At 33.2% G+C, this 20,805-nt stretch carries 21 protein-coding genes; 11 read left to right on the top strand and 10 right to left on the bottom strand.

Translation table 11 applies throughout. From position 1 onward, the window contains the following. The first annotated feature begins 6 nt into the window (after positions 1-6). Positions 7-507: a hypothetical protein gene (locus tag V6624_RS12650; RefSeq protein WP_111282973.1), complete on the top strand. Its 501-nt coding sequence runs from the start codon at positions 7-9 to the stop codon at positions 505-507. A 132-nt stretch (positions 508-639) separates the two neighbouring features. On the opposite strand, the gene V6624_RS12645 is transcribed toward V6624_RS12650, so the two are convergent. After that, on the bottom strand, positions 640-1,539 hold the full coding sequence (locus V6624_RS12645; protein WP_239455547.1) for a LamG domain-containing protein: 900 nt from the start codon (positions 1,537-1,539) through the stop codon (positions 640-642). A gap of 389 nt (positions 1,540-1,928) precedes the next feature. On the opposite strand from V6624_RS12645, the gene V6624_RS12640 reads away from it, so the two are divergent. After that, a complete protein-coding gene (locus V6624_RS12640) occupies positions 1,929-2,948 on the top strand; it encodes a DUF481 domain-containing protein (protein WP_111282975.1) in 1,020 nt (339 codons plus the stop codon). A 108-nt stretch (positions 2,949-3,056) separates the two neighbouring features. On the opposite strand, the gene V6624_RS12635 is transcribed toward V6624_RS12640, so the two are convergent. From V6624_RS12635 to V6624_RS12625, 3 genes are all read right to left on the bottom strand, one after another. Then, a complete protein-coding gene (locus tag V6624_RS12635; RefSeq protein ID WP_338838724.1) occupies positions 3,057-3,971 on the bottom strand; it encodes a LamG domain-containing protein in 915 nt (304 codons plus the stop codon). A 352-nt stretch (positions 3,972-4,323) separates the two neighbouring features. After that, positions 4,324-5,364, bottom strand: coding sequence for a PLP-dependent cysteine synthase family protein (locus V6624_RS12630; protein WP_111286460.1), 1,041 nt, complete (start codon positions 5,362-5,364; stop codon positions 4,324-4,326). Positions 5,365-5,435: 71 nt separating this feature from the next. After that, positions 5,436-7,496, bottom strand: coding sequence for a S9 family peptidase (locus V6624_RS12625; protein WP_338838723.1), 2,061 nt, complete (start codon positions 7,494-7,496; stop codon positions 5,436-5,438). Positions 7,497-7,640: 144 nt separating this feature from the next. On the opposite strand from V6624_RS12625, the gene V6624_RS12620 reads away from it, so the two are divergent. Further along, positions 7,641-7,961 carry a YbaB/EbfC family nucleoid-associated protein gene (locus V6624_RS12620; protein WP_338838722.1) on the top strand — a complete coding sequence of 107 codons (321 nt, stop codon included), beginning with the start codon at positions 7,641-7,643 and terminating at the stop codon, positions 7,959-7,961. An 89-nt stretch (positions 7,962-8,050) separates the two neighbouring features. On the opposite strand, the gene V6624_RS12615 is transcribed toward V6624_RS12620, so the two are convergent. Next, complete coding sequence (locus V6624_RS12615; protein ID WP_111286464.1) at positions 8,051-9,070, bottom strand: threonine aldolase family protein; 1,020 nt, start codon at positions 9,068-9,070, stop codon at positions 8,051-8,053. Positions 9,071-9,221: 151 nt separating this feature from the next. On the opposite strand from V6624_RS12615, the gene prfB reads away from it, so the two are divergent. From prfB to hemN, 8 genes are all read left to right on the top strand, one after another. Further along, positions 9,222-10,320 (top strand): peptide chain release factor 2 gene (prfB, locus tag V6624_RS12610; RefSeq protein ID WP_338838720.1). Its coding sequence is split into 2 segments (ribosomal slippage): positions 9,222-9,284 and positions 9,286-10,320, totalling 1,098 coding nucleotides; the frame shifts between segments, so codons are not numbered across the junction. 99 nt (positions 10,321-10,419) lie between these two features. After that, entirely contained in the window at positions 10,420-10,866 is a 447-nt protein-coding gene (gene msrB / locus V6624_RS12605) for a peptide-methionine (R)-S-oxide reductase MsrB (RefSeq protein ID WP_111286468.1), read from the top strand. Between the two features lie 332 nt (positions 10,867-11,198). Next, complete coding sequence (gene lpxD / locus V6624_RS12600; RefSeq protein ID WP_338838719.1) at positions 11,199-12,197, top strand: UDP-3-O-(3-hydroxymyristoyl)glucosamine N-acyltransferase; 999 nt, start codon at positions 11,199-11,201, stop codon at positions 12,195-12,197. A 146-nt stretch (positions 12,198-12,343) separates the two neighbouring features. Then, the gene (locus V6624_RS12595) at positions 12,344-13,972 is read left to right on the top strand and encodes an acyl-CoA carboxylase subunit beta (RefSeq protein ID WP_338838718.1); all 1,629 of its coding nucleotides are present in this window, start codon (positions 12,344-12,346) and stop codon (positions 13,970-13,972) included. Positions 13,973-14,095: 123 nt separating this feature from the next. Next, positions 14,096-14,518 (top strand): DoxX family protein, encoded by a 423-nt coding sequence (locus V6624_RS12590; protein ID WP_263524968.1) that lies wholly within the window; start codon positions 14,096-14,098, stop codon positions 14,516-14,518. Positions 14,519-14,626: 108 nt separating this feature from the next. Beyond that, entirely contained in the window at positions 14,627-14,971 is a 345-nt protein-coding gene (locus tag V6624_RS12585) for a hypothetical protein (RefSeq protein WP_111286476.1), read from the top strand. 108 nt (positions 14,972-15,079) lie between these two features. Continuing rightward, the gene (locus V6624_RS12580; protein ID WP_111286478.1) at positions 15,080-15,556 is read left to right on the top strand and encodes a hypothetical protein; all 477 of its coding nucleotides are present in this window, start codon (positions 15,080-15,082) and stop codon (positions 15,554-15,556) included. 123 nt (positions 15,557-15,679) lie between these two features. Further along, entirely contained in the window at positions 15,680-17,044 is a 1,365-nt protein-coding gene (gene hemN / locus V6624_RS12575; RefSeq protein WP_338838715.1) for an oxygen-independent coproporphyrinogen III oxidase, read from the top strand. Between the two features lie 25 nt (positions 17,045-17,069). On the opposite strand, the gene V6624_RS12570 is transcribed toward hemN, so the two are convergent. Genes V6624_RS12570 through V6624_RS12550 form a run of 5 tightly spaced genes read right to left on the bottom strand, consistent with a single transcriptional unit; the run spans position 17,070 to position 20,801 of the window. Then, positions 17,070-17,771 (bottom strand): sulfite exporter TauE/SafE family protein, encoded by a 702-nt coding sequence (locus V6624_RS12570; RefSeq protein WP_111286482.1) that lies wholly within the window; start codon positions 17,769-17,771, stop codon positions 17,070-17,072. A gap of 6 nt (positions 17,772-17,777) precedes the next feature. Next, the gene (locus tag V6624_RS12565; protein WP_338838714.1) at positions 17,778-18,227 is read right to left on the bottom strand and encodes a FixH family protein; all 450 of its coding nucleotides are present in this window, start codon (positions 18,225-18,227) and stop codon (positions 17,778-17,780) included. A 12-nt stretch (positions 18,228-18,239) separates the two neighbouring features. Next, positions 18,240-19,658: a cytochrome c oxidase accessory protein CcoG gene (ccoG, locus tag V6624_RS12560; RefSeq protein WP_338838713.1), complete on the bottom strand. Its 1,419-nt coding sequence runs from the start codon at positions 19,656-19,658 to the stop codon at positions 18,240-18,242. Positions 19,659-19,668: 10 nt separating this feature from the next. Next, entirely contained in the window at positions 19,669-20,604 is a 936-nt protein-coding gene (locus V6624_RS12555) for a cbb3-type cytochrome c oxidase N-terminal domain-containing protein (RefSeq protein WP_111286488.1), read from the bottom strand. Positions 20,605-20,606: 2 nt separating this feature from the next. Further along, the gene (locus V6624_RS12550) at positions 20,607-20,801 is read right to left on the bottom strand and encodes a CcoQ/FixQ family Cbb3-type cytochrome c oxidase assembly chaperone (RefSeq protein ID WP_111286490.1); all 195 of its coding nucleotides are present in this window, start codon (positions 20,799-20,801) and stop codon (positions 20,607-20,609) included. Positions 20,802-20,805 lie beyond the last annotated feature (4 nt).

The raw sequence follows: 20,805 nt of genomic DNA, 5'->3' as shown, positions 1-20,805 counted from the left end.
CTAGAAATGATAATTGAAAATAAAGTAATCGAACATTTCGGTTCTAATTTGATTATTAGAGCAATTGAATTTAGTTTAAGTCAAAAATTAACTAAAGAAGAAGAATTAATTATTTCAAGCATTGGATTACCTAGTAATATTTTGAACTTTGAATTTGTTGATAACATTTCTTTATTATCAGAATCTGAAATCATTATTGGCAAAACATCTTATAATTCTAATATTATTTTAAATTTAAAATCAAGGGTAATAACTAGAGATAATGAAATTTTTATTTCGAAATCTCTTAAAAATTTGGTATTACAACTTTATACGTACGATCATTTATGGACAATTGATATACCCGAAAAAAAATTTGGTAATTACAGGGAAGATTCTAATCATAAAAAATATGCAAAATATCTAGAAATAGAATTATTGAAAATAGATTCAGATTTATTTAAAAATGATAATGGATATTTATGGGGTTCATTAGTAGAAGATATAGAATTTGGTATAGTAGGATAATATATTATTTAAACATGCCCTTAATAATCTTAATAATAAATAGCGCATATCATTAAATTTATAAACTACTTTAAAAAAGCCTTCTGAAAATCTCAGAAGGCTTTTTTATTATATTAAAAACAAATAAGAACTTTACTTTTTCGCGTTCGTATTGATAACCTTAATCAAATAAGTACCTTCAGGTAAATCGCCAATATTAGACGCATTAGCACTCATGATTTGTTTTCCTTGCGAGAAGACCTCGATTATTTTACCATTCTTAGTAGTTTCTGCTGAAGAAGCAGCAGGCGCCGAAGCTTTTGCTGGTGATCCAACAGATCTCGCTGATGAATTAGAAGCTGATGCTAATACAGCAACTTGATTATTCGCTGGAGCAGCTTTCGAACTGTTATAGGCTTCTAAAACCTGTTCGTCTGTCATGGCCACACTGTATAATCTTATATCATCAATATCAGCATTGATACTGGTTGAAGTATTTAATTTTCCTAAATTTAAAATATAACCTTTCGCTGAACGCTGAATTCCATCAGCCGCTTTTAATAATACACCGTTTCGGTAAATTTTTGATACATTACCATCGTAAGTAACACTGTACATATACCAGGTCTCTTTTGCAAGAGGAACAGAAGCGATAACATTGTTGCTATCTCCCCACCCTACTAGACTTACATCCGCATTTCCTCCAGTTACTGGCTGCTGAACTAAACCAAAATACTGTCCATTTACTGCTGCACCATAACCTAAAATATAGTTAGGAATATTTACAGCATTAAATTTTACCCAAACCGAAATTGTTTTGGGTTTATTATCTTGCGGAAGCTCACCAACAACAGCTTGCAAAGATTTATTAGTTAATCTTAAAGCTCCTCGCGGCGCACCCATTCTGTCATTTACATAAATTGGAGTTCCAACAAATGAAATGCTGTTATCGGCGCTGTTTAGATTACCATTGAAATTAAATTCCTGCACCGGATTTTGTGCATTGGCAGTTAAAAAATTTACAAACATGAATGTGAGTAATATTTTTTTCATAGTCATAGTAGTTTTTTTTCAGAATGTTTTGGAGTTACGGTAAATATCTTTAACTCTAAAATTTGATTGCTCAAACCTTACAATTAAATTTTCAGTTATTATTTTTACAAATTTTGTTAAAACTATGATTTTTATTCAGCATCACCAAACAATTCCTACACACAAATAAATAATTCTCACAAAAATGATGTTTTTACCTCAAAAAGAATATCGCAAGATCTGTTTAAAGCTTTATAAGGCCGATTTAGGAAATTCAATACCATCATTAAAAAACACCAATACAATTTATCTTAACTGTCAATAGGATTTTTTCAGGATTCTGTCCTACATTTCTTTTTTATTTCTAACTTTAACATTAAAAGCTGATAATCAAATAAATAAAACTCCGTATGAAGAAAATTTTGCTTTTGTTTTTTCTTTTATTTTTCTTCAATATCAATGCACAAATCTGTGATACTTTAGTATTGAAAAACAACGATATTATTGTTGGTGAAATAAAAACAATGAACAAAGGTATCTTACAGATCGAAACCGATTACAGCAAAGACGATTTTAAAGTCGAATGGAAATATGTAAAAAGCATCGGTTCAGAAAGAGTTCATATTATCAATCTTTCCAATGGTAATTTATTAAACGGAAAAATTACTAAAATCAAAACTCCCAACAAATGCGAAATCACCAATATCGAAACACAGACCAAAAGCATTATTGATCTTAGTGATATTGTACGAATAAAACCCGTTGATGACAGTTTCTGGGACAGACTCGATGCTAGTTTCGACGCCGGAATCAAATTGACTAAAGCGCAAAGTTTACAGCAATTAACTGTAAACGTAAATTTAGGATACACTGCAAAAAAGTGGTACGGAACGGCAATGTACAAACAAATCCAATCCATACAAGATGACAGCGAACCGATTCGCAGGATTGACACCGATTTGAGTTATGTCCATTTATTGCCAAGAGATTATTTTATTCCGCTCTCTATTGTTACTTTAAAAAATACAGAACAAGATATTGATTTGCGTGTGGTGTCAAAAGCTGGTTACGGAAAATATCTCATGCACAGCAATAAAAAATATTGGGGCCTTGCCGCAGGATTGTCTTTTAACCATGAACGTTTTACAGAGACAACTGAGCCCAATAAAAGTTTGGAAATGTTCTTAGGCAGTGATCTTAATTTATATGATATTGGAGATTTTAGCATTCAGTCAAAAGTGAATGTTTTTCCAAGTTTAACAGAAAGCAAAAGGGTTCGTACCGATTTTTCAGTAGACACCAAATACGATTTGCCACTTGATTTTTTTATCAAACTTTCTTTTGTCTATAATTACGACAATAAACCAAAAGAAGGAGCTTCAAAAGATGATTATGTATTTCAGACCACTTTCGGATGGAAATTAGACTAAAAAAAGCCCTCTGGATTACAGAAGGCTTTTTCTTTTACTAGTTCAAAAATGTTATTGCCGAAGCAACGTAAGAAACTAAACTAACATTAAAAAAACAAATGAAAACCTTTATTTTGAAGTGATTTTTTTAGCTGGAGCATTGGTGATTTTTAATAAATAGGTTCCTTCTGGAAGACTGCTGATATTTGTTGCATTACTTCCTTCAATTTTTTGTCCTTGAGAATAAATCTCAACACTTTTTGTAATTCCGCTAACATCACTTGAAGTTAATATTGTAGCATTATTTTGCTGTTTAACCACTTTTCCTTTCACTACAGTTGCTGATGTGGCTTTAGATTTTTCTACAGTTGAAGCGATCGAAACAACAGGTTTTTCACTTTCATATAATTCTTTAACCTGATCTGCAGTCAACGCTACATCATAAATTTTCAAATCGTCTACATCAGCATTAATACCAATTGTAGTATTAATTTCTCCTAATCTAAACACAGTACCATTCGTAGAACGTGTCATTCCTTCTAAAAACTTTATTAGTTTTCCGTCTCTATATATTTTAGAAGTTGCTCCTTCGTATGTAATGGTATAGTTATACCAAACATACTTTTCAAGTGGTGTAGGAACAATTACGTCATTTGAAGCTCCCCAAGCAGCTAGACTCAAATCGGAATTTGAATTCGTAGTTCCTTGATGTAATAATCCGAAATATTGCGCATTATAAGGATTTCCATAACCCCAAATATAATTAGCAGCAGCAATATCATTGAATTTTACCCAGATACTAACTGTTCTGGCATTTTTTCCTTGTGGTAGATTGTCGATTACGGCTTCTAGGGCTTTATTATTTAATCGTTGGGCTCCTTTTATAACTCCCGCCCTATCTGTGACGAAATTATCGGTTCCCATAAATGAGATTGTGTTTGCGGTATTGTTTAGAGTACCATTAAAGTTAAATTCTTGAATTGGTGTTTGTGCATTAGCATTCAAATAACATACAAACAAAACTGTAAGTAGTAATTTTTTCATAATAGTGAGATTTTGGGATTAAACAACTCATGTCATTTTAACACTGCTAAACTAGACCATTATGAATTTGGACGAAAATATTTCCGACAACCTACCAAAATACTCGTTAAAATAACGAATATTAGTCATTTTATACGACTAAACGCGTTTATGAACTTGCAAAAAATAGTATTAAAATTATCCATTTAATTCAATCATCTTAATAATTTCTTACGTATAAATACGGTATTTTTAAAAATAAGAGATTTAAAATATTTCAAAACAAAAGAAAAACACCTTTCAAAAAGCGTTTAAATCAAAAAAAAACTCCATTCATAAGAATGGAGTTTTATATATTAAAAGTAAATTCTCTTTACTTTACAAATTCAATTTTTTGAACTTCTTCTTCATTAACACTGTCAAAGAAACCTTGTTCGTTCATCCAGTCATCACTAAATACTTTACTCATGTAACGAGAACCGTGATCTGGAAAAATTGCAATGATATTACTGTCTTTTGTAAATTCTCCTTCTTCTGCATATTGTTTAATAGCTTGCATTACTGCTCCAGAAGTATATCCAACAAATAAACCTTCTTTACGAGTGATTTCTCTAGCAGAGTGAGCACTTTCTTCGTCGGTTACTTTCATGAATTTATCAATAATATCAAAATCTGTTGCCGATGGGATTAAGTTTTTACCTAAACCTTCAATACGATATGGGTAAATTTCTTTGTTATCGAATTCTCTTGTTTCGTGGTATTTTTTCAATACAGATCCAAAAGCATCAACTCCTAGGATTCTAATATTCGGATTCTTTTCTTTTAAGAATTTTGCAGTTCCAGAGATAGTTCCTCCTGTTCCACTGCACGCAATTAAGTGCGTAATTTGTCCTTTTGTTTGTTCCCAAATCTCTGGACCTGTAGTGTTGTAGTGGGCATCAATATTCAATTGGTTAAAATATTGATTAATGTAGACTGATCCTTTAGTTTCTTCGTGTAAACGTTTTGCTACATTATAATATGATCTTTCATCATCAGCAGAAACGTGAGCCGGACAGACATAAACTTTGGCGCCTAAACTTCTCAACATGTCAATTTTATCTTTCGATGATTTTGAGCTTACGGCTAAAATACAATTGTAACCTTTAATAATGCTTACCATTGCTAAACTAAATCCTGTATTACCAGATGTGGTTTCGATAATGGTATCTCCCGGAGAAAGAATTCCTTTTTTCTCGGCTTCTTCAATAATATATAACGCTATTCTATCTTTTGAGGAATGACCTGGGTTGAAAGCTTCTACCTTTGCGTAGAAATTTCCTTCTAACTCTTCGGTGATTTTATTTAGTTTAATAAGGGGGGTGTTACCTATTAACTCTAAAACATTATTATAAGCGGTTATTTCTTCTTTCATAAAAAAATAGTTAATCAAAGGCCTTTTTAAATTAACCTTGATAGGTTGCAAATTTAACAAAAAATTTCTAATTAGCTTTTAATTTTTTCTAAATCTAATAAAAAACTAAATTCTTTTGCTAAGTCTTTTAAAGCCTCAAAACGTCCCGAAGCCCCGCCATGACCTGCATCCATGTTAGTATCTAAAAACAAAAGATTATTATTTGTTTTTAAATCTCTTAATTTAGCAACCCATTTGGCTGGCTCCCAATATTGTACCTGAGAATCGTGCAATCCAGTAGATACATACATATTAGGATATTCCTGCGCTTTTACATTATCATAAGGTGAATATGATAACATATAATCATAATATTCTTTTTTGTTTGGGTTTCCCCATTCGTCATACTCTCCAGTTGTAAGCGGAATACTGTCGTCTAGCATCGTCGTAATTACGTCTACAAAAGGCACCTGAGCGATAACGCCGTTATACAATTCAGGAGCTTCATTTACGATCACTCCCATTAAAAGTCCGCCAGCAGATCCTCCCTCTGCATAAAGATGTTCGGGAGAAGTATACTTTTGGTCTATTACAAATTTAGAGCAATCGATGAAATCTGTAAAGGTATTTTTCTTTTTTAACAGTTTTCCGTCTTCATACCATTGTCTTCCTAAGTCCTCGCCTCCTCTAATATGCGCAATAGCATAAACAAATCCGCGGTCTAAAAGTGACAATCTTGTTGACGAAAAATACGTATCCATTGTGATTCCATATGAACCGTATGCGTAAAGCAACAACGGATTTTTACCATTTTTCTCTAATCCTTTTCTATAAACCATCGAAATAGGCACTTTTACACCATCTCTGGCTTCTGCCCAAACTCGTTCTTCTATATAATTGTTCTTATCAAATTTCCCACCTAAAACCTCTTGTTCTTTAAGAATTTCTTTGGTTTTAGTCTTCATATTAAAATCTATTACAGAAGACGGAGTTGCCAATGATTGATAACTGTAACGCAAAATATCAGTATCAAAATCAACATTTGTTGTTGTGTATGCATTATACGTTTCACTGCCAAAGGGAAGATAATAATCTGGCTCATCGCCCCAAGGCATAATTCTAATATGATTTAATCCGTTAGAACGTTCTTCTACAACTAAATAATTTTTAAAGATTTCAATATCTTCCAACAAAACATCTTCTCTGTGCGGAATAAGATCTACCCAGTTTTTCTTTCCTGTTTTGTCTTCTGGCGTTTTCATTAACTTGAAATTCGTCGCCTTATCTTTATTGGTTAGAACATAAAAAGAATCTTCATAATGAGAAATACTGTATTCTAACCCACGTACACGAGGCTGAAAAACTGTAAACTCTCCATCTGGATCACTTGAATTCAGAATTCTATATTCAGTCGTCAAAGTACTTCCAGAACCAATAACAATATATTTTCTTGATTTTTCTTTGCTGATTGAGACATTAAAAGTATCATCAATTTCATCAAAAACTAAAACATCCTTTTCAGATGCTGTATTTAATTTATGTCTGAAAACCTTATCGGCTCTCAGCGTAACTTGATCTTGTCTCACATAAAAAATAGTATTGTTGTCATTTGCCCAAACTGAAGCGCCAGTAACATTTTCTATTTTATCTGCTAAGATTTCACCAGTCTCTAAGTTTTTTACTTGAATCGTATAAATTCTTCTTCCAACAATATCTACTCCAAAACTAGCAAATTTGTTATCTGGACTAATACTTAAACCTCCTAATTTGAAATAAGCATGTCCTTTTGCCATTTCGTTACAATTAAAAAGAATTTCTTCTTCGGCAGAAAGGCTTCCTTTTTTTCTAGCAAAAATTGGATAATCCTGCCCTGTTTCGAAACGTGTAATATAAAAATATCCGTTGTAAAAATAAGGAACAGAAGAGTCGTCTTCTTTAATCCTTGCTTTCATTTCTTCAAACAGGCTATCTCTTAAATTTTGGGTATGAGAAGTCATGCTTTCATAATAAGCATTCTCCTTATTTAGGTAATCAATTACTTCTGAATCCTCTCTGTCATTAAGCCAGAAATAGTTATCAATCCTAGATTCTTTATGTTTTTTTAATGTCTTTGGAATTATTTTAGCCTTTGGGGCTGATATATCATTTTGCATTTATTAAGCATTAATTTTTAAATATGAAGACGCAAAAATAGCACAAACCCAACAGAACAGAATTAATTTTTTCTTAAATTATTCTATTGAATTCACACAGCAATATACTAATTTTGTCTGAAATAATTTAAAAAATCAACAAAAATGGATTTAATGGTAATGATGGGTAAACTTAAAGAAACCCAACAAAAAATTGAAGATACTAAAAAGCGTTTAGATACTGTTTTGATTGATGAACAAAGCGCTGACGGATTATTAAAAGTTACTATCACTGCAAGTAGAAAAATAAAATCACTTTCTATTGATGATTCTTTACTAGAAGACAAAGAACAGCTAGAAGATTACTTAATTGTAACTTTAAATAAAGCTATAGAAAAAGCAACAAGTGTAAACGAAAGAGAATTAGATGCCGTTGCTAGAATGGATATGCCTTCTATTCCTGGAATGGATAATTTGTTTAAATAAGATTCTAAGAAACTAAGATTCTAAGTTTCTAAGTTTTCGACAGAAGAAAAACTCAGAAACTTAGAATCTTAGCGACTTAGTAACTTCCCCTAAAACTTCGAAAGTGTATCAATTACATAAGTATGCATTACTTCTTTATAATCTAAATGTGTTACAATACGAAGTTTATTATGTCCTAAAGAACTTATCAATATATTTTTCTGTTTTAATTTTTCAATTAACAATTGGTCGCTGTAACCTTCTGCAAGCGAAAAAATTAAAATATTTGTTTCAACGGGTTCAATAGATGCAATCCAAGGTTTTGTGCTTAAGACCTTTGCAATTTCTTTCGCTCTGCGATGATCTTCAGCCAATCTTTCGATATTATGAGCCAAAGCATATAATCCTGCTGCTGCCAAATAACCAACTTGACGCATCCCTCCACCTAATATCTTTCTGATTCTCAACGCTCTGTGAATATCAGCTTTACTTCCAAGCAGTACAGAACCAATTGGAGCGCCTAATCCTTTAGACAAACAAACTGAAATAGTATCGAAAATAGCTCCAAATTCTTTAGGATTCTGTCTTTTAGCTACTAACGCATTCCAAATTCGAGCGCCATCTAAGTGAAACTTTAAATTATTAGCATCACAGACCTTTTTTATTTCTCTTAAATCTTCTAATTCATAACAAGCTCCACCACCTTTATTGGTTGTATTTTCTACACAAACCAAACTCGTTAGCGGACTATGATAAAACTCTGGATCATTTATCGCAGCAGCAACTTGCGGAGCTGTAATCATTCCGCGGTTTCCATCTAATAAACAGCAAGAAACACCGCTGTTAAAAGAAACTCCTCCTCCTTCATAATGATAAACGTGAGCATATTTATCTGCAATTAATTGTTCTCCAGGCTGCGTGTGCAGTTTAATTGCAGTCTGGTTTGCCATAGTTCCAGACGGAAAAAAAAGCCCAGCTTCCATACCAAAAAACTCCGCTGTTCTATTTTCTAATTCAATCACCGTTGGGTCCTGTTTGTATACATCATCGCCGACATGAGCGTTAAACATATACTGAAGCATCTCATAAGTAGGCTTTGTTATGGTATCGCTGATTAAATTTATTTCCATATTCTAAAAACTATATCTTATTTTTGTAGACAAAATTACGTATTACAAATAGTTATTCTTGGCAAGTTTAATAAAATTTAACTCGCTCGTTTCTATAGACCAAATTAACGTAATAATTCTAAAAAACATATAAAAACCTATTAATTAATTTATGACAACAGCCGAACAAGTAAAAGGTATTGTGGAGCGCCTTGGTGCGTTGAGGAGGTATCTTTGACGTCGATGCTAAACTAATCGAAATTGCAAACGAAGAAGAAAAAACTTTCGCTCCTGATTTTTGGAACAATCCAAAAGAAGCAGAAATCCTTGTAAAAAATCTTCGAAACAAGAAAAAATGGATTGAAGATTATGACAAAGCCGTATCACTTACAGAAGAATTACAGCTAGCTTATGATTTTTACAAAGAAGGAGAACTTTCTGTTGATGAATTAGATGAACAATATGAAGTTGCACAAGCACATATCGAAAATATCGAATTCAAAAACATGCTTTCTGATGAAGGCGACAGTTTAAGTGCAGTAGTACAAATCACTGCTGGAGCTGGAGGAACAGAAAGTTGCGACTGGGCAGGAATGCTGATGCGTATGTATATGATGTGGGGAGAAAGTTATGGCTATAAAATTAAAGAGCTTAACTTTCAAGAAGGCGACGTTGCCGGAATTAAAACCGTAACTTTAGAATTCGAAGGAGATTACTCATTCGGATATTTAAAAGGGGAAAACGGAGTTCACCGTTTGGTTCGTATTTCGCCTTTTGATAGTAATGCAAAACGTCATACTTCATTCGTATCGGTTTACGTTTATCCATTAGTTGATGATAGTATCGAAATCGACATTAATCCTGCCGATATCGAAATCACAACTTCTCGTTCGAGTGGTGCGGGTGGACAGAACGTAAACAAAGTTGAAACTAAAGTTCAGTTAGTTCACAAACCAACTGGAATTCAGATTCAATGTTCTGAAACGAGATCTCAGCAAGACAACAGACAGCGTGCTATGCAAATGCTTCGTTCTCAATTGTATGAAATCGAATTAAAGAAACAACAAGCGCAACGTGCTGATATTGAAGCTGGAAAAATGAAAATTGAATGGGGTTCGCAGATTCGTAATTACGTAATGCAACCTTATAAATTAGTAAAAGACGTTCGTACAGGTTACGAAACCAGCGATGTTGACGGCGTAATGAACGGAAATATCGATCCTTTCTTAAAAGCCTATCTAATGATGATGGGACAGAAGGAAGAGGAATAAAGTTTTCAGTCGCAGTCACAGTTTTCAGTTTAAATTAGCTAAAACTGTGACTGGAAACTGAGACTGAAAACTGCGACTGAAAACTTAAAAAAAAATGTTATGATAAAATGGGCAGATGTAATTCATTTTACAAATAAAGGAAATCCAGCTCCAGATAAAAGAGTGGAGAAAACGGAAGAAGAATGGAAACAAATTCTAACTCCAGAAGAATTTCAGGTTACACGATTAAAAGGAACCGAAAGATCTTTTAGCTCTGAATTATGTAGTTTATTTGATCCTGGAATTTACGAATGTAAATGTTGTGGTACTTTATTGTTTGATGCCAGCGAAAAGTTCGAATCTGGAACAGGATGGCCATCTTTTACACAACCTGTAAAAGAAAATGCAATTGGATATCACGCTGACAGATCTCACGGAATGATCCGTGTTGAAGTAACTTGTAATGTCTGCGATTCGCATTTAGGTCACATTTTTCCTGATGGTCCACCTCCAAGTGGTTTACGTTATTGCATTAACGCAGTTTCTTTATCAAAAATTAAAGAATAACACATAAAAAAAGCGGTTCATTAAAATGAATCGTTTTTTTTTTAATCCCTCACTATAAATGATTTAACAAAACAAATGTAAGCTATAACCTAACAATTAAATTATTTATTTTCCCTACTCAATTTTCAATTATTCCAGACAAAATACCCAAGCCACTGTTACTCAGTTTATTGAAAAACTTTCATTAAATTAATATACTGAATGTTAATTTTGTAAAAATCACCATCTTATTTTAAACATTTATTAAGAAACATAAAAATATAATTAGGTAATTAAAATCTAATTCATTTTATTTGGCAAAAAATAACCCTTAAGTCGATTAAAATTTGTCAATGAGATCCTATTCAATTCAAGAAATTAGCGAAGTTATTAATGGCGTAATTTACGGCAGTACTTCACAAAGCATAACTGCCACAGAACAATTAGAAAAAGCAACAACTTCGGAAATCTCATTTATCGGAAATAAAAAATACGAAAAATACTGGTCGACGTCTAATGCTTCAATTGCAGTTGTAAACGAAGATATTTCAATAGAACCTGGAGAGAATCGCGCTTTTATAAAAGTAAAAAATGCCGATTTGGCAATGTCACAAATCCTTGCCCTTTTTGCTCCCCCTGCCCCAATCTTTCATAACAATATTCATAAAACAGCAACTATAGACGAAACCGCTATAATTGGTGAAGGCACTAAAATTGGTGCTGGCTGTTACATTGGCCCAAAAGTTGAAATTGGAGCTAACACAGTAATTTATCCGAATGTGACCATTCTTGACGAATGCACAATCGGAAGAAACACGATTATCTGGTCTGGAACTGTTGTTCGCGAACGCTGTCATATTGGAAGCGAATGCATCATTCACCCAAATGCGACAATTGGCGCAGATGGTTTCGGATTTCGCGCTTGCACTGAAAAAGGTCTCGTAAAAATTCCCCAAATTGGAAATGTAATTATTGGCAACGGTGTAGAAATTGGAGCAAATTCATGTGTTGATCGCGGAAAATTCAGCTCTACAATTCTTGGCGATGGCTGTAAAATAGACAACTTAGTTCAGATTGGCCATAACAGCAAATTAGGCAAGTTCTGCATTATGGCTGGAAACAGTGGTTTAGCAGGTTCTGTAACCTTAGGAAACGGAGTTATTATTGGCGGAAGCGCTTCTATAAAAGACCACACAACAATTGGTGATGGTGCAATAATTGGTGCTGGATCTGGCGTTACCGGAGATGTTCCTGCTGGAAAAACTATGTTAGGATATCCTGCTGTCGAAGCTCGAGATGCCTTAAAACAGTGGGCTTTATTAAAACAAATGGTTTGCGGTCCTAAAAAATAATTTTAATTCAAACTCCAAAAATAGAAACATCCACTAAACGGATGTTTTTTTTATTTAATACCATTTCTTAATTCATAAAGGAACTCTTTTATTTCAATTGATTTTGTAAATTAGCCAACACTATTTTATCAAATCAATACTACATTATGGATTTAAACTTCAATAAAAACGAAGATCACAATAAATTACTTCTTTCTGAACTAAAACAAAAATTCGCAAAAGTAAAATTGGGCGGAGGCGAAAAAAGAATCGAGAAATTGCATTCTGAAGGAAAAATGACGGCTCGCGAAAGAATTGCTTATTTATTGGATGAAAATTCAAAAAGTATTGAAATCGGAGGTTTTGCTGGCGAAGGAATGTACCCAGAACACGGTGGCTGTCCTTCAGGAGGTGTTGTTGTAAAAATTGGTTACATCAAAGGCAAACAATGCATTGTTGTTGCCAATGACGCTACAGTAAAAGCGGGAGCTTGGTTTCCAATTACAGGAAAGAAAAATCTTCGTGCGCAGGAAATTGCGATGGAAAACCGACTTCCTATTATTTATCTTGTGGACAGCGCAGGAGTTTATCTGCCAATGCAAGATGAAATTTTTCCAGATAAAGAACATTTCGGACGCATTTTTAGAAACAATGCTCAAATGAGCAGTATGGGAATTACCCAAATCGCTGCTGTTATGGGAAGCTGTGTTGCTGGCGGAGCTTATCTGCCAATTATGAGTGACGAAGCTCTAATCGTCGATAAAACTGGAAGTATTTTCCTTGCCGGAAGCTATTTAGTAAAAGCTGCTATTGGAGAAACAATCGATAATGAAACTTTAGGTGGTGCAACAACACATTGTGAAATTTCAGGCGTGACCGATTATAAAGCTAAAGATGATAAAGACGCTTTAGATAAAATAAAAAATATTGTAGATAAAATTGGAGATTTTGATAAAGCTGGCTACAGCCGAATCAAAGCTGAAAAACCGGTTTTAGAGCCAAATGATATTTACGGAATTCTTCCAAAAGCTAGAACCGAACAATACGATATGATGGAGATCATCAAACGTCTGGTTGATAATTCAGAATTTGAAGCTTACAAAGAAGGTTACGGACAATCTTTAATTACAGGTTACGCCAGAATTGATGGCTGGGCCGTGGGAATTATTGCCAATCAAAGAAAAGTGGTAAAAACCAAAAAGGGCGAAATGCAGTTTGGAGGCGTTATATATTCTGATAGCGCCGATAAAGCCACTCGTTTTATTGCCAATTGCAATCAGAAAAAAATTCCGTTGGTGTTTTTACAAGACGTTACAGGTTTTATGGTTGGTTCAAAATCAGAACATGGCGGAATTATTAAAGACGGTGCCAAAATGGTAAATGCGGTAAGTAACTCGGTGGTTCCTAAATTTACTGTTATTGTCGGAAATTCATACGGAGCAGGAAATTATGCCATGTGTGGAAAAGCTTATGATCCTCGATTAATCTTTGCTTGGCCAAGTGCCGAACTTGCTGTAATGGGTGGAACTCAAGCTGCAAAAGTTTTGGCGCAAATTGAAGCTTCTTCGCTTAAAGCGAAAGGAGAAAAAGTCGATGAAGCAAAAGAAACTGAGCTATTCAATAAAATAAAAGCACGTTACGACGAGCAAACTTCACCATACTATGCAGCATCAAGACTTTGGACAGATGCGATCATCGATCCTTTAGAAACTCGCAATTGGATTTCTATGGGAATCGAAGCTGCGAACCACGCTCCTATACAAAAACCATTCAATTTAGGAGTAATTCAAGTTTAATGATTAAAGAATTCTCAATAATGCGTTAAATAAAAAGTAAAAAACTTATTTTAGATTCGTTAAAAATACATATATCACTAAAAATTAGTAACTTAGTAATATAATTTTTAATCACACAACATCATGGAAAATGTAAAAAGTTTGAATAAATGGGCAAATTCGCACACTTATTTACCAGTTGATTTAGTACGTATTGTTTTGGGTGGATTCTTATTTATGAAAGGTGTCTCTTTCGTCACCAATGTTCAATACCTGCATGATTTGATTTCCCCTATCGATAAATATGGCGGAGGTATGTTTATGCTGCATTACATTGCTCCGGCCCACATGATTGGTGGTATAATGATTATTTTCGGACTATTAACCAGATGGGCAATCGCTGCTCAATTACCAATCTTATTTGGTGCTGTTCTCGTAAACTCTATGGGAAAAATGCACTCTGAAAGTTTGCTTCTGGCTGTAGTTGTATTATTGGTCTGCACCTTCTTCCTATTTTATGGAAGTGGCAAACATTCTGCAGATTACTACTTTAAAATGCAACAATAACCTCATAAATCCTCAGTTTTTCACGAAAAAAGACTGAGGATATTTTTTGAGTGTTAATTAATTCTATAAAATTTCTTTTATTGTGTTTTATGACTTAAATTCGCCGACATGAATTGGATTCGTAAAACCGTTATTTTCATTGTACTTTTACTTGCAGGTCTATTTGCTTATCAAGCAGATCAGTCTTCTGTACACGTAATTGAAACAAAATCGGATACGAATTTCTGTAAAGACTTTGCAGATTCATCTGCATTTATTCAGCCACAAGGAAGTTATCAATTTGCGGCAAACATCAAAACAAATTCAACTGGAATAATCAAATGTTTTGATTCACTTTTACCGCTGGTACCACAGCATCAGACCGTTACATCTATTACAGCATATACTAAACTCTTTACTACTCAGAGTAAAAAGGTTTTAGTCATACTCTATGCTTTCCATTTTTTCTGGTAAATAAATATCTGATCTCTTTTTGAAGATTTATTCTTCATTTACAAGTAAACTGTTTTCTAACTGAAGACTGTTTCGCATATCATTTTATTTATTTCATTAAAAAACATTATGGAAACTACAACCACAATAATGGGTATTGTGATTTTAATTATTGTTGCTATCCCAATATATTTTTCTGCGCGCTCGTCGGCAGCTAGTAAATCAAGAATTTTAAACATTAAGAAACGATTCAATCCAACAAATCCTGAGAGTTTTGACTTGACTGAATCTATCAATAATAAGACCTTAACGATTGATCAGAAAAATAATAAATTCATTTTAATGAATTTCAATCCAAATCAGCAAGAGTCAATATATGTTGATTTGAACACAATTGCTTCATGTAAACTTGTTCCGACAACTGATTCAAATTCAGATACAATTATTAAAATTGATTTTGAATTTCAAGAAAAAGGAACATCTAAAAAAATAATAATTCCATTCTATGATTTTGACGATGACCGCATCAAACAGATTAGCGTTTATCAAGATCATCAGTTTGCGAAAAAATGGCTTAAAATCATCCAAGATTCTATATCACGTTAGTTATTTAATTCAATAAGGAGACTCAAATTTTGGGTCTCTTTTTTTTTTTACAGTTTTCATGATATTTGTCATTTTATGTCACTGCTTGAAGTTTTAATTTTGATGTAAACTAAATCCGTCGTTATGAAAATTTCTTTGACTCAAAAATACAATGTCCCAGGTCCAAGATATACAAGTTATCCGACAGTTCCGTACTGGAATGAAGCAGATTTTACTGCAGAAAAATGGATCACAACTTTACAGAAATCATTTTCAGAAAGTAATTCGAAGAACGGAATCAGTTTATATATTCATTTGCCTTTTTGCGAAAGCATGTGCACATTTTGCGGATGCAATAAGCGAATTACAAAAAATCACTCCGTAGAAGAAAAATACATTCAAGCAGTTTTAAAAGAATGGAGCTTATATTGCGAATTTCTTCCTGAAAAACCTGTCATTAAAGAAATTCATTTAGGTGGAGGAACTCCAACATTTTTTTCAAAAGAGAATTTAGAAAGCCTTATTAACGGAATTTTTGTTCATGCTGTAAAAGCAGAAAATCACGAATTTAGTTTTGAAGGACATCCTAATAATACCACTTACGAGCAGCTTAAAAAATTATATGATTTAGGCTTTCGCCGAGTAAGTTTTGGAGTTCAAGATTACTCCTCTACAGTTCAAAAAGCAATAAATAGAATCCAGCCTTTTCATAATGTCGCTAAAGTAACTTTTTGGGCAAAAGAAATTGGTTATACTTCAATTGGACACGATATTATTTTTGGACTTCCCTTTCAAACTATTGAAGATGTAATTGATACGGTTGAAAAAACTAATTCATTAAAACCAGACAGATTAGCATTTTACAGCTATGCACATGTACCTTGGATAAAAGGAAACGGGCAACGTGGATTTAATGAAGAAAATTTACCAAAGGATGCCGAGAAAAGAAAATTATACGAAATTGGAAAAAAACTTTTAATTCAAAATGGCTATCATGAAATTGGCATGGATCATTTTGCTTTAACTGACGACAGTTTGTACAAAGCTGCTCATAATGGAAAACTGCACAGAAATTTTATGGGCTACAGCGCTTCTAAAACACAAGTTATGATAGGACTTGGTGTTTCTTCAATAAGCGATAGCTGGTACAGTTTTGCTCAAAACACAAAAAGTCTTGAGGAATATTATGAGATTTTAGAATCTGATAAACTTCCTGTTGTAAAAGGTCATATTTTAAATGACGAAGATCTTATTATTAGAAAACACATCCTAAATTTAACCTGCGAATTGGAAACTTCTTGGACAGCAGAGTCTCTAAATTTTGCTGAACTTCCAGAAGTTTTAATTGCTTTGAAAGAAATCGAAAACGACAATTTAATTGTTATTGAAAGTAATAAAATAAAAATTACAGAAGAAGGCAGACCTTTTGTTCGTAATATCTGCATGGCATTCGATTTACATCTAAAAAGAAAGTCACCGGAAACAAATCTGTTTTCGATGACTGTATAAAATTATTTTTTAAAAAATATCCTTTTTAGTGGCAATTTGGAGTCTGCTGTACAAATAAACTCATGTTAGAAGGAGAAATATAAGGAATTCCTAACCCTAATCCGCGAAGGATAAATAAAACCCCAATTACAACCGCTACATACGGAATTGCTTTCTGAATTTTATTTCGAAATGGTAATCTCAATAACGTGTTTACATAAACTACAATTGTCATTAACGGAATACTTCCTATTCCGAATAAAAGCATATAAAGAACTCCGTAGCCAGCACTTTGCATAGCAATTGCTCCAAATAACGCAACATAAACCATTCCGCAGGGAAGAAAACCATTCAAAAGACCAATTGTAAAAAGAGATTTATAGCTTTTATTTTTAAATTGACTTCCAAGGTTGGTTTTTATTTTTGAAATGATTCGATAAACAGGTTTAGAAAAATTGTATTGAGCAAATTTCTTCTCTGGAATTAAAACCACAATAATCATTATTACACCAATAATAATTGACATTTTCTGTTGTAATCCTGCCAGGAAAAAACCTCTTCCGAGTAATCCAAAAATTAACCCGATTGAAGCATAAGCTGTTAAACGACCAAAATGATACGTCATAATTTGCGTTACCTTTTTAGCTTCATTTTGCCTATCTACAGGAAGCATCATGGCAATTGGCCCACACATTCCAACACAATGCAGGCTACTGATCAAACCCAAAAAGAAAGCTGAAAATAACATTTTGATTTAGTTTACGTAAATAACTTCTTTAGTGAGATATTTTTTTCCTTCATATTGCCATTCCATATTCACATCCCAACGGCCTTTTATTAGTTTTTTCTGCGGAATCAATATTGATGAATTGCTTAAAGCAATTTGAGTATTAAAATCAAATTTCTTATTTGAAGGTCTATACAACAAGATATTTCCTTTCACCTTATCACTTTCAAATCCTGCAGGAAATGTTACTGCTACACCATCCTCAGTATATTTAATTGATGGTTTGTGCTGTAAGTCATGAGCATTTTGAATTCTCGCCATTTCTTCCTGAAAATGCGTGTCGTGTTTGTAATATTCTTCAACAACCAAATCGTTATCGTATTTAGAATTTGATTGCACTTCAAAAACAAAATATAAAATAAATGTCATAAACAATGCAAATGCAATGACAATGCCGGTACCCCAATTAAATTTCATAATGTAAATATTTTAATTAAAACTTCGTGGTCCTAAGAAATTTGTAGTTGTTGTTTCTAGGAGTTGAGAACCATTATAAACTCCAATTTTTACTTTTGTTTTGTCACTTTCTAATAAAACTTCATCAATTTCGATAAACAAAGTTCCTTGAGAAATTCCTTCTTTCGCAACTTTAAAATGTTCTTTGCCAACATTCTTAATTTCTCCTTTTTGATCAATCAATTCGAAATGAATATCATTGTAATCTTTCATTGTCTTGTTTACAATTTTATAGGTGTAAACATTACTGATTTTTTCCCCATTATGCTGAAACAACTGACCTGGTAAACGTAAAACTACCGCTTGTACATCTGTTCTTAAAAACAGCATTCCAACAAAAATACTCAATAAAATAAAGAGAACAGCTGTGTATCCTTTCATTCTTGAGGTAAATTTGAAAGGTTCTTTTTTGGCAATTTCATCTTCAGAAGCATAACGAATAAGACCTTTTGGCAACCCTACAGATTCCATAATATGATCGCATTCATCTATACAGGCAGTACAGTTTGTACATTCTAACTGCGTTCCGTTTCTAATGTCAATTCCCATTGGACAGACATGAACGCATTGAAGACAATCAATACAATCTCCTTTTCCAGTTAATGCTCTATCTTCATTTTTTTTGAATTTTGCACGGCCTTCTTCTTTTTCACCGCGAACAAAATCGTAGGCAACATTTATAGATTTATTATCTAAAAGAACACCTTGCAATCTTCCGTATGGGCAAGCAATAATACAAACCTGTTCACGAAACCAAACAAAAACAAAATAGAAAACGCCTGTAAATATTAGAAGTGCAATAAAATTACTAGCCTGCGCGATTGGACCTTGCTCAATCATTAAAAATAAAGCATCACTCCCTACCAAATAAGCCAAGAATATATTTGCAATAAGAAAAGAAATTAGAAAGAAAATAGTCCATTTGGTTAGTCTTTTTCTAATTTTTTCTCCATTCCATTCTTGTTTTGCTAAACGAGTTTGTGCGCCACGGTCTCCATCAATCCAATATTCAATTCGACGGAAAACTAATTCAAGGAAAATAGTCTGCGGGCAAATCCACCCACAAAATATTCGTCCAAAAACGACAGTAAATAAGAGTATAAATACAACGCCGATCAGCATTGAAATTACGAAGAGATAAAAATCCTGTGGCCAAAAAGGGAATCCAAAGATATTAAAACGACGTTCGATAATATTGAACATCATAAACTGATTCCCATTTACTTTAATAAACGGATTTATGAATAAAATTGCCAATAAAACATAGCTGACAATTTTTCTATAATCGTAAAATTTACCAGACGGTTTTTTAGGAAAAATAAATTTCCGTTTACCACCTTCATCTATTGTTCCAATGGTATTTCTAAAAGCTTCGTCTGGTAAATTTGACATGATATTCTAATTATTTTTTAACTTCAGTGGTATCTTTTGGTGCAGTCGCCGCATCAGTTTTAGGAGCGCTATCGTCTACCCAAACCTCTCCTTCTGCTTCTTTCGGATCTTTAGGATTACTTCCTTGTAGAGACAGAATATAACTAGCGACTTTTTGTATTTCTTTTGGCTTAAGAGTTCCTTTCCAGGCAATCATCCCTTTACCATCTCTACCTCCATTTGTAATGGTGTGGAAAAGATTTTTAATTCCTCCTCCTAAAATCCATTTATCATCTGTAAGGTTTGGTCCAATTTGTCCTCCTGCATCCGCACGGTGGCACGCAGCACAATTGGTTGTAAAAATTTCTTTTCCTGCGGCTAAACTTGGTTCGTCAGTAAGTAAAACAACCGTTTTTTCATCCATTAAATCTGGTGCAGTTTTCATGTATTCTTCAACATCAATTTTTGCCTGCGCCATTTCTTTTTTCAACTCCATTTCTTGGTTGTCAGCACCTAAAACATCATAACGAACGACATAGATTACTCCAAAAAGAATACAGATGTAGAATAAATACACCCACCAAGGCGGTAAATTATTATCCAACTCTTTGATTCCGTCATAATCATGATCCATCAATAAATCGGCTTCTTTTTCAATTGGCTCCGTTTTAGTCAATTTGTGCATTAAGTTTTTGAACCAAGTGCTCTCTTTGAAACTTAAACTTTCTTCAAGTTCTTTTTGTGCTTTCTCTTCTGGTGATAATAATTGATACATCACTCTATTTACAGCGCTAAGCGTAATTTCGATAGCAATCAGAATAAACAAAAAGACAAATAAAAAGAGCGAAACCATTGGGAATTTTATAAAAGCTGGTTTATCGCCTGAATCTATAAAATATTCCATCAAAGCAAATACGATGAAGAAAATCAACGGTACTCTAATATATACTGGGAAAAACTTTTTCATTTTTATCTATCTTTTGTAGTTACACTAAGTCCTTCATCTAAAGGTATATTACTCATTTCTTGAATTTTTTCTTTTCTATAAGAGAACACCCAAACGCCTAATCCTACAAAGAAGAAGAAGAAAATCAAGAGGGAAATAATCGGGTATAATTCTACACCCGATATTGTTTCCATATTGTGTTTTATTTGTTCAAACATAATG

Source organism: Flavobacterium ginsenosidimutans, from assembly GCF_037478105.1.
In the GTDB taxonomy this organism is placed as follows: domain Bacteria; phylum Bacteroidota; class Bacteroidia; order Flavobacteriales; family Flavobacteriaceae; genus Flavobacterium; species Flavobacterium ginsenosidimutans.
The sequence above is the reverse complement of the archived record's forward strand: the minus strand, read 5'-3'. Positions and strand labels throughout refer to the sequence as shown.